This window comes from Streptococcus suis (assembly GCF_019794555.1).
In the GTDB taxonomy this organism is placed as follows: Bacteria; Bacillota; Bacilli; order Lactobacillales; family Streptococcaceae; genus Streptococcus; species Streptococcus suis_AB.
In genome coordinates this window covers 91,227-106,610 of the sequence record NZ_JAIMEP010000007.1, presented here as the reverse complement: position 1 = coordinate 106,610, position 15,384 = coordinate 91,227, and the positions used below count along the sequence as shown (strand labels likewise).

Genomic DNA, 15,384 nt, shown 5'->3' with positions numbered 1-15,384 from the left:
CCCTTCCTCTCCCCGCTACCTCACGATAGTCAGGCTTGGGAGTCGCTTTGGGGTTCACCGGTAGCGGGTGTCCACAGAGGACTTTCACCTCAGATGTACGACATGCCCGTCGTACATAATAAAAGAGGGAACCACTTCCCTCTTTAAAACACATCTACCAAATAGTGAAATAGCTCTCTATGCTGTTTACAGTTATTGTACAAAAATTCTGGATGCCACTGTAGACCAAACAGAGCCTGTTTGCCTTTACTTTCATAAGCCTCAATCGTACCATCTCTTGGATCTAGACCAGTCGCGACTAATCCGGGTGCCAAGTCTTTGATCCGCTGATGATGAAAGGAATTAATTTGACTTCCTTGAGCAAACAACTTACCGACGCGACTTCGTGGTTTGACTTGCAAACGATGGGAGGTGCCCACCAAATCAGTTTGCCAGTGATTAGCAACTTCTTGCTCCAAGCTACCACCAAGTGCGACATTCAGTAACTGCATCCCACGGCAGACTGCAAAAATCGGTTTTCCCTGACATAAGGCTTCAGCAATCAAAGCTAACTCAAATTCGTCACGCTCCAATAGATAATCATCACTGTCAATTAAACGTTTTTGCCCATATAGACTTGGATCAACATGTTGACCTCCTGAAAGGATCAACTTATCAATCATGTCAATGTAATCTTTGGCTAAATCAGGAGTTCCCATAGGAATAACCATTGGTACACCACCAGCCTGACGAACACCGTCTGCCAATTCACGCGCAACAGTCACGTAAACTCGACCAGATTTTGTTGGAAATTCTTGTTCATTTCCTGAAATTCCAATAATCACTTTTCCCATAAAAAGCTACTTTCATTTATTTCGTTCATTGTAGCACGGCTCACTCGCCTTGTCTAATATAGAAGATTTATAGACTGATAAAAATTATTTATCAGCAGCCTGTAATACGAAATGGTCACCGCTGATTTCTTTCCATTCGCCTTCCGTAATGAAATCCTTTAGGAGACCTGTCTGTGACAACTCCTGCAATTGAGTTCTTGCCTGATGAGGATCTAAACTTAAATTGGATTGCAAAAGATAGCGGGTGTAGGGATGTTGGGGATCTTGAAAAATATCCTGCGCAGGTCCAATTTCAACCAAACTACCCTTGTACATGACCGCAATCCTATCAGCAAAATGCCGCACCAAATTTAGGTCATGAGAAATGAAAAGATAGGTTAATCCTAAATCCTCTTGAAGCTGGTTAAGCAAATCCAAAATGGTTGCCTGAATCGAAACATCCAGAGCAGAAGTCGGTTCATCACACACGATAAATTGCGGATTGGATACAACTGCCCGAGCGATTCCAATACGCTGACGTTGGCCTCCACTAAAGGATTTTGGGCGTTTATGTACAGCATCTCCCTGTATACCTACCCTTTCCAACATTGCTAAAGCCCTCTCTTCTGCCTCCTTCTTTGGTAACAAATAAAGCGGTTCTTTGACAAGTTCTAAAGCTGATAGATAGGGATTGAGGGAGGAGTAAGGATCCTGATAGATCACCTGAAGCGCTTGATTGTTTAGTTCCTCAGCTGTCAAACCAGGAAAGTCTACCTGTCCCTGACTTGCTTTTTCCAGTCCCAAAACAATTTTAGACAGTGTCGATTTACCACTGCCAGATTCACCAACCAGACCGAGTGTCTCACCTTTATAAATGGACAAATCAACACCATTTAAAGCATCGACGCGTTGTTCTTGACCTAACCAATTCTTCTTGGAATAGGTCTTTCTCACATCCGAAACTTGTACCAATACTTCTTTAGCCATTTTTCTCCTCCTTTCTCACCCAGTGTTCTGGACCAATTTGAACCAACTGACTGTCATCGCGATCAGCAGGTACAGGACCTTGACTTGCTTCTAAGCGGGCCGCCTTCAATAAAGATTGCGTATAGGGATGCAAAGACTGTGCAAAAATCGTATCAACAGGTGCATGTTCCACCACCAGGCCGTTTCTCATCACATAGACCTGATCACAAATACCAGCAATTACACTAAAATCGTGACTCACAATTACAACTGTCAATCCTAATTGCTCTTGCAATTCTTTAAGCAAAGCCAAGATTTGAGCTTGAATTGTCACATCTAATGCCGTTGTTGGTTCATCAGCAATTAACATGTCTGGCTTGGTCAATAAGGCCATAGCAATCATGATCCTTTGACGCATCCCACCTGAAAACTCAAAAGGAAATTGTTTGAGACGAAGTTCTGGATTAGAAATTCCCACCTTATCCAACATCTCTAAAATGGCCACTTCCCGCTCTTCCTTGGTCAATTTCGGCTGAAAGCGACGAAGAACTTCCCGTAAATGAAACCCAACGGTCCGTAATGGATTCAAAGAGGTCATTGGATCTTGAAAAATCATAGACAAAGGCAAAACCTTTGGATTACGAACTTGCTTTCCATCCATTTCAAATCGATCATAGCTTGCTTCCAAACCTTTTGGTAAAATCCCCATCAAGGATTTCATTGTCAAACTCTTACCCGAACCAGATTCTCCAACAATTCCAACAATTTTTCCTTTGGGAATGGAGAGATCAATCCCTTTGACGAGAATAGTTTGTTCTTTACTTTTTTGATTGATAATGGTGAGGTTACTGATTTCTACCAAGTGCTTTGACATTAGTACACCTCTCTTTCAAGGCAATCACGTATGAGATCACCGATATTATTAAATGAATAGATGGTCAATAGGATAAAAAGTCCCGGTAAGATAGCCATATGCGGAGCACTCTGTAAGGTAGACTGGGCATTTTGTAATAGACTACCCCAGGATGCTAAGGGCTGTTGAATCCCCATTCCTAAGAAACTAAGTGCTGATTCTGTCATAATGGCTGACGAAATACTGGTTGATGCCGTTACAATCAAGGTCGGTAAGATGGCTGGCAGGATGTGTCGCCAAATAATCAATGGTTTCTTTAAACCTATAAAGGAGGCGTAGCCAACATAATCTGCCACCTTTGCTTTTAAGGTTTCAGCCCGTAACATCCTAGCAATACTCATCCATGAAAAACCTCCAATCACAATAATGATTGTGGATAAACCAGGCTTTAAAAAGACACTGAGAACAATCACTAAGACAAGCCAAGGAATGGATGACAGCACATCTACTACCCGCATAATGGCATTATCCCATTTTCCTCCCAGATAGCCTGCTGTGATGCCAACCAAGCTTCCAATGGTCACTGATGCAGCCATTGCCAACAAGCCAACTAAAAGAGAAATCCGTCCCCCATAAATAACCCGAATAAAATAATCACGCCCTACTTGATCGGTTCCAAACCAATGCTCAGCACTAGGCCCTTGGTTCATTTGACTGACATCCGTTACATTTGGATCAATAGGAATCAGCGGTGCAATGAGAGATAAAATAATCAAGAAAAGAATAAAAAGAAGAGAGAAAAGATAGAGTGGCGAACTCTTCAAAGTCTCCTTGAATTGCTTTAGAATCATTGTCCCTCTCCTCCTTTCCAAATACGTGGATCGACGACAGCATAGAGAATATCTGATAAGAGATTCCCGAGTATAACTAAGGTCGCAGACAAAAGCATGACAGCCATAATCACTGGATAGTCCAAACTCTTAGTAGCCGCTGTCAAATAAGGACCTACACCAGGCCAAGCAAAAATAGTCTCTGTGATAATAGCACCCGTTACCAACATTGGTAAGGCCATCCCAACTTGAGTCACGACAGGAATTAAAACATTGCGGGCCACATGTTTCCCAAAAATTTCAAACCGTTTAGCTTTGAAAGCTTCTTGAACGGTTACATAATCTTTTTCAACCTCTACAATCGCTGACGCTCGAATAAACCGAATCAACTCAGGTAAAAATGCCATGGTCAATGTAAGATATGGTAAGGCAAAATGAGATAGAAAATCAAGAATATCTCCTTCCTTTCCCAAAGTGTACATTCCGATAAACGGAAACACCCGCCACTTATAACCAAAGAAATAGATTAAAATCATAGCAAACCAGAAAGTTGGTACCGCAATGCCCACAGATGCAAAGGCATCAATGACTTTATCAGCCCATTTGCCACGTTGGGAAGCAGAAACAAGCCCAAGTGTAATAGCTAAGACAAGAGCCGTCAAATATGCTGGTAAAACCAAGGAAATCGTGTTGGGAATTTTTTCGGCCAAATCTGCCCCAATCGAGTGTTGAGTCATGAGGGAAAACCCAAAATTTCCCGATAAAATACCCTTCAACCATACAAAATATTGAACTAAAAATGGCTGATCCAAACCATATTTTACCTTCAACAAATCAATTTGTTCTTGACTCATATTTGGTGTTGTCATTGAATCAATGACATCAAAAGGGGCTAACTGAATCAACGAAAACACAATGAAAGAAATCAACAGCAAGAGGGGAATTGCCTGTAAGATTCTTTTTAAAATATAACGAAACATACATCCTCCAAAAACGAGAAAAAGAGGGGAGGAGTTTTCGGCAATTTGCCACTCCTTCTCCTCTTTGGGAACAAGGAAAATCCCTCTCCCATCCCATATTATACTTATTCAATTGTTAATTTAGACGGATCTTCAAATGTATAAATTGGAATTAATCCAGCTTCTTCAACATTTTTTACACGATTGTTAACTGCCAAAACTTTTTTGTTATCTACGATAGGGTAGATGGCGGCTTGATTAGCCAATGTTGCTTGCAAATTATCATAAATTCGCTCACGTTTTGTTTGATCCAATTCAACAGCACCTTGTTCAAAGAGACTGTCAACCTCGCTTGATGCCAATTTAAAGTAGTTTGAAGCACCACCAGTTTTAAACAAACGAGCATACTGATCAGGGTCATTTCCCATGATGTAGCCACCCAAGAAGAGGTCATATGCTGTAGAACCTTCTTTTTTCAACTCTGTAAAGAATGCTGTAGAGTCTCCACCTGCCAATTCAACAGTAACACCAATTGCTGCTAATTGTTGTTGAATCAAAGTAGCTTGCAAGGTTTGGGCCGCATCAGATGATGAGTAACCAAGATTCACAGTCAGATTGCTGACACCTGCTTCTGCTAAGAGTTGTTTTGCCTTCTCAATATTTTGTTCATATTTCTCAACATCTTCTGTCACATATGGATTGGCAACATGTAAGAATGAATATGGCGTTTCATAGTATTTCTTATCAAGATAGGCCGCTTGGTTAAACTCTTCTTTATTCAACGCATAAAGTAAGGCTTGACGAACTCTCACATCTTTCAATTCTTCAGTTGAGGTATTGAGACCAAGATAGCCAACACGGTTTTCACTATAAGCATAAGTTGTAATAGTATCTGTGCTCAAATCTTTAATATCTGATGGAAGCACAAAGGCCGCATCTACTTCACCAGTTTGGAGTGCTACTTTTGTAGTATCTGCACTTTCAATGATACGAAGAACGAGGTTATCAATTTCAGCTTTCCCTTTGTAGTAATACTCATTCGCCGCTAATTTGATGTATTCACCATGTTTGTACTCCACAAACTTGTATGGACCTGTACCTACGGGGGTTGCTGTCAACTGACTAGCAGAAAAGTCGGCTTCATCCTTGAACACATGTTGAGGGATGATGTAGGTTTCCGTCACAATATTGTCCAAAGCTGGCGCTGAAACAGCTGGAAGAACAAACTTCACAGTGTAATCATCCACCTTCTCGACTGTTACAGGTTGACCATTGATATATAAACCATCTGATCCACCATTTTCTTCTTTAATCTTTTGTTCATAAGTAAAAACAACATCATCAGCTGTAAATTCTTCACCATCAGACCATTTTACATCTTGACGAAGTTTCACTGTGATACTAAGACCATCTTCAGCTACTTCATAAGAATCTGCCAATTCGTTGACATAAGTACCATCAGCCTCTACACGAATAAGTGGAGAATAGATAAAGTTTGTCAAGGTCAATCCCCAACGATCGCTTGTATTAATTGGGTTGGTTGAACTTGGATCTCCATTAATAGCATATGTAAATGTTTCTGTATCAGCTGATGAGCTAGAACTTGATGTAGTCGTTGATGAACCACCGCTTGCGCAAGCTGCCAAGGTTATCACTGCAACCGTTGAAAGCAAACCTGCAAGCCATTTCTTTTTCATTACATTTTCCTCCATTTTTCAAAAGTAGTACTAGTCTATCAAGGAATACCCTATTTGACCAATATATAAAATTTATCACGACTTAAAGAAAAACTATGGCCTCTGTTTAGTCACACCATCATTCTACTAGCAAAAATAAGCTATCATTTTTAAGTCATTAATATAGAATAAAAAATTAACCTTGGTCTCTTAAAAAAACGATATAGCTAAAAACTATAACTTCCTCTAATTTTTTACAATTATACAAGTGTTCTTTTTTTTGTTAGGATAGGTGCATAAAAATATTTTGGAGGAACTACCATGACGACTACCATTATCGGCTTCCCACGAATCGGAGAACACCGCGAATTAAAATTTATTACTGAAAAATACTTTAGAAATGAAATTCCACAGGAAGAACTTTTGCTTGCTGCTAAAGATCTGCGCGCTAAACATTGGAATATTGTAAAAGAGGCAGGCATTACTGAAATCCCAAGCAACGACTTCTCTCATTATGACAATGTTTTGGATGCAGCTGTTCTCTTCAACATCGTACCTAAAGCAGTACAAAACCTTGATTTGACTGACCTTGAAAAATACTTCGCTCTTGCACGTGGTTATCAAGGTGAAAAAGGGGACGTTCGTGCTAGACCGATGAAAAAATGGTTCAACACCAACTACCACTATATCGTTCCAGCTATTGAAAAAGACACAGAAATCAAACTAGCTGGTCAAAAGATTTTTAATGAATTCCAAGAAGCAAAAGACTTAGGTATCACAACTCGACCAGTCTTAATCGGACCATTTACTCTCTTACAATTAACTGATTTTGAAGAAGGTTTAACTGCTACTGATTTCGCTGACAGCTTAGTTGCAGCCTATGGGCAAGTTTTTGAAAAATTGGCAGAACTTGGCGCTGAAAAAATCCAGCTGGACGAACCGAGCTTGGTCAAGGATTTGACTGCTGAAGAAAAAGCCCTTTTCCTACGTATCTACCAAACACTCTTGGCAGATAAGAAAGGTTTGCAAATCCTCATCCAAACCTACTTCGGTGATGTTCGTGATATTTACACAGAATTGACCAGCCTACCAGTTGATGCCATCGGTCTTGACTTTGTAGAAGGTAAGGAAACTGCTGCACTTGTTGCAACTGGTTTCCCAGCTGACAAGACCCTCTACGCTGGTATCGTCAACGGTAAAAATATCTGGCGCAACAACTACGAGAAGAGCCTAGCTGTTTTGGATGCTATTCCAGCTGAAAATGTTGTCATAACAACTTCTTGTTCCCTTCTTCATGTGCCTTTCACAACAGCAAATGAAGAATTTGAGCCGGCTATCCTCAACCACTTTGCCTTTGCAGTTGAAAAATTGAACGAATTGCGTGATTTGGATGCCATCCGCAACGGTCAAGGCGAAGTTGCTCTCACAGCTAACAAGGAACTCTTCGCCCTTGAGCGTGTTGGTCGTGATGCAGCCCTTGCAGACCGTCTTGCAGGACTGACAGACGCTGACTATACACGCCTACCAGTCTTTGCAGAACGTGAAGCCATTCAACGTGAGAAATTGAACTTACCACTTCTTCCAACAACAACGATTGGATCTTTCCCTCAAACAAAAGAAATTCGCAGCACACGCTTGGCTTTCCGCAAAGGAAATATCTCAGAAGAAGAATACGATACCTTTGTTAAAGCTCAAACAGACGAATGGATTGCATGGCAGGAAGAAGTTGACTTCGATGTCTTGGTTCATGGTGAGTTTGAACGAAACGACATGGTAGAATACTTCGGTGAAAACCTTTCTGGTTATCTCTTCAGTAAGAACGGATGGGTCCAATCATATGGTATGCGTGGGGTAAAACCACCAATCATCTGGGGGGATGTGACGCGCTTGAACCCAATCACTGTTAAATGGTCAAGCTATGCACAAAGCCGTACAAACAAACCAGTTAAAGGTATGTTGACAGGGCCAGTAACCATCCTCAACTGGTCATTCCCTCGTGAAGATATTTCTATTAAAGAATCAACTCTTCAAATCGCCCTTGCTATCAAGGAAGAAGTTCTTGACCTTGAAGCAGCGGGTATCAAGATTATTCAAATTGACGAAGCAGCTTTACGTGAAAAATTACCACTTCGTCGTAGCGACTGGTACAGTGAATATTTGGATTGGGCGATTCCAGCCTTCCGCTTAGTTCACTCAACTGTTGCACCAGATACACAAATTCACACTCACATGTGCTATAGCGAATTTACAGACATCATTCCTGCCATCGACAATATGGATGCGGACGTTATCTCCTTTGAAGCCAGCCGTTCAAATCTCGTTATCCTAGATGAACTCAAGGCTAAGAATTTCCAAACTCAGGTAGGTCCTGGTGTCTATGATATCCACTCCCCACGTGTTCCATCTGTAGAAGAAATTTCTCATACGATAGAAGCCATTCTTGCTAAAGTACCAAAAGAAAAAGTGTGGATTAACCCCGACTGCGGGCTTAAAACTCGTGGTGAAAAAGAAACAAAAGCCAGCCTTATCCATTTGACTCAAGCAGCTAAGGCAGCCAGAAAGGAACTCTAATTTATGATTGGTCAAGCCCCAAGTCTCTCATTTGAAATTTTTCCTCCAAAACCAGAAGTAGGCAATGAAAAAATTATCCACGCACTTAATGAGATGCAGGGTTTGGCCCCTCACTTTATTAGTGTGACTTGTAGCAACAACAATTTGAATGTTGAGGAAACAACTGTTAAGTTGGCAAACCATGTGCACAATGAGTTACATATTCCAACCATTGCACACTTACCTGCGGCTTATCTAACAAAGGAAAAAGTTCGGTCAGTTCTTCATTCTCTCGACGAAATTGGTGTCCATCAGATTTTAGCCCTGCGTGGAGACATTATCAATGGACTTTCTCCAAAGGAGGATTTCAAATATGCAACTGATTTAGTTTCCTTTATCAAGGAAGAAGCTCCTCAATTTGATATCATCGGAGCTTGCTATCCAGAAGGACATCCTGAATCGCCAAACGCAGTATCAGATATCAAGAACCTAAAAAAGAAAGTGGACGCAGGTTGCTCGACATTAGTAACACAACTCTTCTTCGATAATGAAGCCTTCTACAATTTTCAAGAGAAATGCATTCTAGCAGACATCGAAGTGCCTATTATTGCAGGTATTATGCCTATTATCAACAGGAATCAGGCACTTCGACTCTTGAAAACGTGTGAAAACATACGCTTGCCCCGTAAGTTTAAAGCCATTTTAGAAAAATATGAGCACAATCCTGAATCACTTCGGGCAGCAGGTCTTGCCTATGCTGTGGATCAAATTGTTGATTTGGTCACCAATGATGTGGCTGGTGTCCATCTTTATACAATGAATAATGCTGAGACAGCCAGGACTATTCATGAAGCAACTCATGCCTTATTCAAACATTATAGTTAACGCATTCCCCTTGGACCTTTTTTAAGGGGTTTTCTATTTACAAATTTCCTCATATAGCTAATACAAACCATTTTCATTTCTCTAATTTGTCTCAAATTATACTCAATGAAAATCAAAAATAGCCTAGGAAACGAAGCCGATGATAGAACTGGAGTTCATCAAGGCAAGTTGACAACGGATAATTTTGATTTTCGAAGAGTATTAGTCGTAACCCGCTTCCTACATTCTAAATATTTGACAAAAAAACCTGGCTTCTTAGAAACCAGGTTGAGGTATATAAACCATGTTAGATAATGGCCAAAATGATAAAGTTTAAAATAAACAGTGCTGTAGCACCCCAAAGAATTGGGTGAATTTCTTTTGCCTTACCTGTTGAAACTTTTACCAAGCAATAGAAGATAAAGGCTGCTGCAATACCGTAAGAGATAGAGAAACATAGTGCCATAAAGAAGGCTGCAAAGAAGGCTGGAAGCGCATCTTCAAATCGGCTCCAATCCACATCAAGGAATGAGGATACCATCATGACACCGACAACAATCAAGGCTGGAGATGTCGCTGCCGCTGGCACGATTCCAATAAATGGCAAAATAAGAATAGAAAGAAGGAAGAGAACTGCTGTTGTGACAGCTGTCAAACCTGTACGCCCACCTGCTGAGATACCTGCAGCAGACTCAACATAGGTTGTGGTATTTGAAGTACCAAAGATGGCACCAATAGATGTACCAATTGCATCTGCAAAGAGCGCTCTATCCATTTTTGAATTGAAACCTGTACCATTTTCAAGTGCTTTTTCATCTTCAGCAGAGAAGATACCAGTCTTACGACCTGTACCAATGAACGTACCCAAAGTATCGAATGTATCTGACAAACTGAATGCAAAAATGGTCATCAATACTAATGGTAAACGGCTTGAATCAGCAAATAGTGAGCCGATTCCTCCAAAGGCTGCAAGGAAGGTTGTCCCTAATTCTCCAAAGGCTGAACCAATATGATTATCTGCAAAACTAATAGAAGATAAATCAACTACACCTGCTGGAATACCTGCTACAGTTGTTGCGATAATACCAATCAAGATAGCTCCACGTACATTTTTTATAACCAAAACAGCTGTAAGAATCAGACCAAATACAGTAAGAAGTACACTTGGATCAGTGAAGGTTGAGATAGAAGGAACTACACCACCGCCAGCTAAGACAGAGAAAACACCATTTGAGAATGTTTCTGCTGTTGCATCCGCCGGTGCAACACCATTGACTGTAATGATATCTGAACCAGATGTTAGGAAAGTAATCAAGTTAGAATTTTTGAAACCAAGGTAGGCTACAAATACCCCAATACCTCCACCAATAGCATGTTGCAAGCTAACAGGAATCGCCTTAATAATACTTTTACGAACTTTTGTAACTGTGATAAAGATATTAAACAAACCACACAAGAATACCATACCAAGTGCTTCTTGCCATGTGAAGCCCAAACCAATAACTACTGTATAGGTGAAGAATGCATTCAACCCCATACCTGGTGCCAAAGCATAAGGTACATTTGCAAAAAGTCCCATTACTAATGTAGAGACCGCACTGGCAATAATGGTCGCCAAGAAAACAGCTTGTGTTGGTATACCCGCAACACTCAAAATGCTTGGGTTGACAAATAAAATATATGACATTGCAAAGAATGTCGTAAGCCCTGCCATAATCTCTGTCGAAACAGTCGTATTATGTTCTTTTAGTTTAAAAAACTTGTCCATTTTTCCATTTTTCTCCTTTATTCACGAACAATAAACTTATTATATCGGAAATAAAATAATTTTTCAATAGGAATGAACGCTTTTTACAGTATTTTTTACAAAACACTCTTAAATATTTGTTAAAACGTTCGCTTTAAGCGAACTATGTTGCGTTTTCTACCATTAAATAGCTGAACTATCAATTTTTTGATTATCTTACTTGTTTTTGATATACTGTCACTTATTAGCTATAAAACGGAGTAATATTAACATTAAATGATGAAGAAAAAAATGATTGCAATTGATTTGGACGGGACGCTTTTAAATCAAGAAAGCCAATTATCCGAGTACACAATCTCTACAATTAAAAAAGTAAGAAAACAGGGACACCTAGTTTTAATTGCTACTGGACGCCCCTATCGGATGGCTGAAACATTCTATCAACAACTGGAGTTAGATACACCGATGATTAATTTTAACGGGTCATTGGTACACATTCCGAATCGAAGATGGGAATGGGAAAAGAATGTTTTAATCGATAAAAGCTATCTATTAGAATTTTTAAAATCTGAAGATGCATTTGAAGCCGATTTTATTGCTGGTGAGTATAAAAATAAATTCTTTATTACACAAAATCATCTGGACCGAGTTGATCCTACCTTGATGGGAGTTGAACAAATAACTCCTGACACACTTATTAAACCTGAATTAATCACTTCTGACCCACATTCAATCCTCATGCAGACAAGAGCAACTGATAAATACGCACTTGCGGAAGAAATGAGATCTTATTTCAATAATGAATTAGAAATCAATACCTGGGGTGGACCTCTCAATGTATTGGAAACCTGTGCGAAAGGTGTTACTAAGGCTTCAGCTTTGACTTATTTATTGGATATATTTCAATTTGATGCAAAAGATCTGATTGCATTTGGGGATGAACATAATGATGTAGAAATGCTTGACCTCGCTGGAAAAGCATATGGCATGAAAAACTGCAGTGACACACTTCGCCCTCATGCTGATCAGATGACTGAATTTGCCAATTTTGAAGATGGTGTCGCAAAAGAATTAGAAAAATTATTTTTATAAAAAATTATAGGCTCTGAAAAATGATTTTCAGAGTTTTTGTTTTGTACAAAAGCGATGATATCAGGAGTTCTGAGACCAATAAAACATATGTAAAACAATATTGTTTTATAGTTTTTCTGAAATTTTCCCAAAACTTTTCCTAAACTTTTTTTATATTTACTTGACAATCTTATGTAAGCGATTTATAATATACAAGTTCCAAAAAATATGAAAGCCTTTTCCGGTTTTCAAAGGATCAAGAAAAAATTTAGGAGGATCAATAATGAGTATTGGAATCATTATTGCAAGTCATGGCGAATTTGCTGCTGGTATTCATCAGTCAGGTTCAATGATCTTTGGCGAACAAGAAAAAGTACAAGTTGTTACTTTTATGCCAAGTGAAGGTCCAGATGATTTATACGCTAAGCTAAATGCTGCCGTGGACGCATTCGATGCCGATGATGAAGTTTTGGTTTTGGCTGACCTTTGGAGTGGTTCACCATTTAACCAAGCAAGCCGCGTAGCTGGTGAAAATCCAGACCGCAAAGTAGTAATCATCACAGGTCTAAACTTGCCAATGCTTATCCAAGCCTACACAGAGCGTATGATTAATGCTTCTGCAGGTGTGGAAGAAGTTGCGGCAAACATTATTAAGGAAGCTAAGGATGGGGTCAAAGTTCTTCCAGAAGAACTTCAACCAGCTGAAGCTACTCCTGTTGCCGATGCTGCTCCTGTTGCACTACAAGGTGCTATCCCTCCAGGTACTGTTATCGGTGATGGCAAGTTGAAAATCAACTTAGCCCGTATCGACACTCGTCTCTTGCACGGTCAAGTGGCGACTGGTTGGACTCCTGCTTCCAAAGCAGATCGTATCATCGTTGCATCAGATACAGTTGCCAAAGATGAATTGCGTAAACAACTCATCAAACAAGCTGCACCTGGTAACGTAAAAGCGAACGTTGTCCCAATCAAGAAATTGATTGAGGTTTCTAAAGACCCTCGATTCGGTAACACTCACGCCTTGATTCTTTTCGAAACACCTCAAGAAGCTCTTGAAGCAATTGAAGGTGGTGTTGAAATCAAAGAATTGAACGTTGGTTCTATGGCTCACTCAACTGGTAAAACAATGGTCAACAACGTATTGTCAATGGACAAAGATGACGTTGCAACATTTGAAAAATTGCGTGACCTTGGAGTGAAATTTGATGTTCGTAAAGTACCAAACGATTCGAAAAAAGACTTGTTTGAACTTATCAACAAGGCAAACGTTCAATAAATCGATCTGTTAGTATAGAAAGGATTACAACATGTCAGATATTACATTTATTTCTGCAATTCTCGTTGTCATCGTTGCCTTCTTCGCTGGTCTGGAAGGTATCCTTGACGAATTCCAATTCCATCAACCATTGGTAGCTTGTACCCTTATCGGTCTTGTGACTGGTAACTTGGCTGCAGGTGTTATGCTTGGTGGTTCTCTACAAATGATTGCACTTGGTTGGGCAAACATTGGTGCAGCTGTTGCTCCTGACGCCGCTCTCGCTTCAGTTGCTGCTGCTATCATCATGATTAAAGGTGGCGACTTCTCAACTGAAGGTATTGCCGTTGCTACTACAACTGCTATTCCACTTGCAGTAGCTGGTCTTTTCCTTACTATGATTGTACGTACAATCTCAGTTGGTCTGGTACACGGTGCTGATAATGCTGCAAAAAGTGCTAACTTTGCTGCAGTAGAACGTTACCACTTATTTGCTCTCCTTCTCCAAGGTTTGCGTATCGCGATTCCTGCTGCTCTTCTTCTTGCAATTCCTGCAGAAGCTGTTCAATCAGTACTTGAAGCAATGCCAGCATGGTTATCAGGTGGTATGGCCGTTGGTGGTGGTATGGTTGTTGCCGTTGGTTATGCAATGGTTATCAACATGATGGCAACTCGTGAAGTTTGGCCATTCTTCGCACTTGGTTTTGCATTTGCTGCAATTAGCCAATTGACACTTATCGCACTTGGTGTTATCGGTGTTGCAATTGCCTTTATCTACCTTAACTTGTCTAAACAAGGTGGTGCTGGTAACGGTGGTGCTTCATCAAACGACCCAATCGGCGATATTCTTGAAGACTACTAAGAGAAGGGAGATTTAACCATGTCAGAAAAAATTCAACTTTCCGTAAGCGATCGTAAAAAAGTTTGGTGGCGTTCAACCTTCCTTCAAGGTTCTTGGAACTACGAGCGTATGCAAAACTTAGGTTGGGCATATGCCATGATCCCTGCTATCAAAAAACTCTATACGAAAAAAGAAGACCAAGCTGCTGCTCTTGAGCGCCACTTGGAATTCTTCAATACTCACCCATACGTTGCTTCACCAATCCTCGGTGTAACACTTGCCCTTGAAGAAGAGCGCGCAAACGGTGCTGAAATCGATGACACAGCAATCCAAGGTGTGAAAATCGGTATGATGGGACCTCTTGCAGGTATCGGTGACCCAGTCTTCTGGTTTACTGTTCGCCCAATCCTCGGTGCCCTTGGTGCTTCACTTGCGATGACAGGAAATATTGTTGGCCCGCTTCTATTCTTCTTTGGTTGGAACGCAATCCGTATGGCCTTCCTCTGGTATACACAAGAATTTGGTTACAAAGCTGGTAGCGAAATCACTAAAGACATGTCAGGTGGTATCCTTCAAGATATTACAAAAGGTGCTTCTATCCTTGGTATGTTCATCCTTGCTGTGCTTGTTCAACGTTGGGTTTCTATTACTTTCTCTGTAAACCTTCCTGCTAAACAATTGTCAGAAGGTGCCTACATTGTCTTCCCAGAAGGTACAGTTACTGGTACTGAGTTAAAAGGTATTCTTGGTCAAGCTCTTAGCGGACTTAGCCTTGAACCAACTCAAGCACAAACTTTACAAGGCCAGTTGGACAGCTTGATTCCAGGTTTGATGGGACTTCTCCTTACTTTCCTCTGCATGCATTTGCTTAAGAAAAAAGTAACACCAATCACAATGATTATCGGTCTCTTCATCGTAGGTATTCTTGCTCGTTTCTTCGGAATTATGTAATCATGGACC

The 15,384-nt window shown here is 40.4% G+C and carries 13 protein-coding genes; 6 read left to right on the top strand and 7 right to left on the bottom strand.

What is annotated here, in order from left to right:
- Positions 1–143: 143 nt before the first annotated feature.
- The 6 genes from K6V48_RS04810 to K6V48_RS04785 all read right to left on the bottom strand — a co-directional run bounded on the left by K6V48_RS04810 (position 144) and on the right by K6V48_RS04785 (position 6,117).
- Positions 144–833, bottom strand: coding sequence for a gamma-glutamyl-gamma-aminobutyrate hydrolase family protein (locus K6V48_RS04810; RefSeq protein ID WP_222368269.1), 690 nt, complete (start codon positions 831–833; stop codon positions 144–146).
- A gap of 84 nt (positions 834–917) precedes the next feature.
- Positions 918–1,799 carry an ATP-binding cassette domain-containing protein gene (locus K6V48_RS04805; RefSeq protein ID WP_024403593.1) on the bottom strand — a complete coding sequence of 294 codons (882 nt, stop codon included), beginning with the start codon at positions 1,797–1,799 and terminating at the stop codon, positions 918–920.
- Positions 1,792–2,652: an ABC transporter ATP-binding protein gene (locus K6V48_RS04800; RefSeq protein ID WP_222368267.1), complete on the bottom strand. Its 861-nt coding sequence runs from the start codon at positions 2,650–2,652 to the stop codon at positions 1,792–1,794. Before K6V48_RS04800 ends, K6V48_RS04805 begins: the two co-directional genes overlap by 8 nt.
- Positions 2,652–3,482: an ABC transporter permease gene (locus K6V48_RS04795; RefSeq protein WP_105127417.1), complete on the bottom strand. Its 831-nt coding sequence runs from the start codon at positions 3,480–3,482 to the stop codon at positions 2,652–2,654. Before K6V48_RS04795 ends, K6V48_RS04800 begins: the two co-directional genes overlap by 1 nt.
- Positions 3,479–4,441 carry an ABC transporter permease gene (locus tag K6V48_RS04790; protein ID WP_222368265.1) on the bottom strand — a complete coding sequence of 321 codons (963 nt, stop codon included), beginning with the start codon at positions 4,439–4,441 and terminating at the stop codon, positions 3,479–3,481. The genes K6V48_RS04795 and K6V48_RS04790 overlap by 4 nt, the downstream gene beginning before the upstream one ends.
- A gap of 104 nt (positions 4,442–4,545) precedes the next feature.
- On the bottom strand, positions 4,546–6,117 hold the full coding sequence (locus K6V48_RS04785) for an ABC transporter substrate-binding protein (protein ID WP_222368263.1): 1,572 nt from the start codon (positions 6,115–6,117) through the stop codon (positions 4,546–4,548).
- Positions 6,118–6,417: 300 nt separating this feature from the next.
- Between K6V48_RS04785 and metE the strand changes: the two genes are divergently transcribed.
- Both metE and metF read left to right on the top strand, forming a co-directional pair.
- Entirely contained in the window at positions 6,418–8,667 is a 2,250-nt protein-coding gene (gene metE, locus K6V48_RS04780) for a 5-methyltetrahydropteroyltriglutamate--homocysteine S-methyltransferase (RefSeq protein ID WP_222368261.1), read from the top strand.
- 3 nt (positions 8,668–8,670) lie between these two features.
- Complete coding sequence (metF, locus tag K6V48_RS04775; protein WP_172007236.1) at positions 8,671–9,531, top strand: methylenetetrahydrofolate reductase [NAD(P)H]; 861 nt, start codon at positions 8,671–8,673, stop codon at positions 9,529–9,531.
- A 286-nt stretch (positions 9,532–9,817) separates the two neighbouring features.
- Here metF and K6V48_RS04765 read toward each other — a convergent pair whose 3' ends face one another.
- On the bottom strand, positions 9,818–11,278 hold the full coding sequence (locus tag K6V48_RS04765) for an NCS2 family permease (RefSeq protein WP_172070916.1): 1,461 nt from the start codon (positions 11,276–11,278) through the stop codon (positions 9,818–9,820).
- Positions 11,279–11,536: 258 nt separating this feature from the next.
- Between K6V48_RS04765 and K6V48_RS04760 the strand changes: the two genes are divergently transcribed.
- The 4 genes from K6V48_RS04760 to K6V48_RS04745 all read left to right on the top strand — a co-directional run bounded on the left by K6V48_RS04760 (position 11,537) and on the right by K6V48_RS04745 (position 15,375).
- On the top strand, positions 11,537–12,349 hold the full coding sequence (locus tag K6V48_RS04760; RefSeq protein ID WP_172016659.1) for a Cof-type HAD-IIB family hydrolase: 813 nt from the start codon (positions 11,537–11,539) through the stop codon (positions 12,347–12,349).
- A 262-nt stretch (positions 12,350–12,611) separates the two neighbouring features.
- Positions 12,612–13,604: a PTS sugar transporter subunit IIB gene (locus tag K6V48_RS04755; protein WP_172016655.1), complete on the top strand. Its 993-nt coding sequence runs from the start codon at positions 12,612–12,614 to the stop codon at positions 13,602–13,604.
- A gap of 31 nt (positions 13,605–13,635) precedes the next feature.
- Positions 13,636–14,445 (top strand): PTS mannose/fructose/sorbose transporter subunit IIC, encoded by an 810-nt coding sequence (locus tag K6V48_RS04750; protein ID WP_170242385.1) that lies wholly within the window; start codon positions 13,636–13,638, stop codon positions 14,443–14,445.
- Positions 14,446–14,463: 18 nt separating this feature from the next.
- A complete protein-coding gene (locus K6V48_RS04745; protein WP_170242386.1) occupies positions 14,464–15,375 on the top strand; it encodes a PTS system mannose/fructose/sorbose family transporter subunit IID in 912 nt (303 codons plus the stop codon).
- Positions 15,376–15,384 lie beyond the last annotated feature (9 nt).

What these genes read in the sequence shown, in the direction of transcription:
- K6V48_RS04785 (WP_222368263.1), bottom strand. Translation starts at nt 6,117, where the DNA reads ATGAAAAAGAAATGGCTTGCAGGTTTGCTTTCAACGGTTGCAGTGATA.
- K6V48_RS04750 (WP_170242385.1), top strand. Translation starts at nt 13,636, where the DNA reads ATGTCAGATATTACATTTATTTCTGCAATTCTCGTTGTCATCGTTGCC.
- K6V48_RS04745 (WP_170242386.1), top strand. Translation starts at nt 14,464, where the DNA reads ATGTCAGAAAAAATTCAACTTTCCGTAAGCGATCGTAAAAAAGTTTGG.
- K6V48_RS04765 (WP_172070916.1), bottom strand. Translation starts at nt 11,278, where the DNA reads ATGGACAAGTTTTTTAAACTAAAAGAACATAATACGACTGTTTCGACA.
- K6V48_RS04790 (WP_222368265.1), bottom strand. Translation starts at nt 4,441, where the DNA reads ATGTTTCGTTATATTTTAAAAAGAATCTTACAGGCAATTCCCCTCTTG.
- K6V48_RS04810 (WP_222368269.1), bottom strand. Translation starts at nt 833, where the DNA reads ATGGGAAAAGTGATTATTGGAATTTCAGGAAATGAACAAGAATTTCCA.
- K6V48_RS04800 (WP_222368267.1), bottom strand. Translation starts at nt 2,652, where the DNA reads ATGTCAAAGCACTTGGTAGAAATCAGTAACCTCACCATTATCAATCAA.
- K6V48_RS04760 (WP_172016659.1), top strand. Translation starts at nt 11,537, where the DNA reads ATGAAGAAAAAAATGATTGCAATTGATTTGGACGGGACGCTTTTAAAT.
- K6V48_RS04755 (WP_172016655.1), top strand. Translation starts at nt 12,612, where the DNA reads ATGAGTATTGGAATCATTATTGCAAGTCATGGCGAATTTGCTGCTGGT.
- K6V48_RS04805 (WP_024403593.1), bottom strand. Translation starts at nt 1,799, where the DNA reads ATGGCTAAAGAAGTATTGGTACAAGTTTCGGATGTGAGAAAGACCTAT.
- K6V48_RS04795 (WP_105127417.1), bottom strand. Translation starts at nt 3,482, where the DNA reads ATGATTCTAAAGCAATTCAAGGAGACTTTGAAGAGTTCGCCACTCTAT.
- metE (WP_222368261.1), top strand. Translation starts at nt 6,418, where the DNA reads ATGACGACTACCATTATCGGCTTCCCACGAATCGGAGAACACCGCGAA.
- metF (WP_172007236.1), top strand. Translation starts at nt 8,671, where the DNA reads ATGATTGGTCAAGCCCCAAGTCTCTCATTTGAAATTTTTCCTCCAAAA.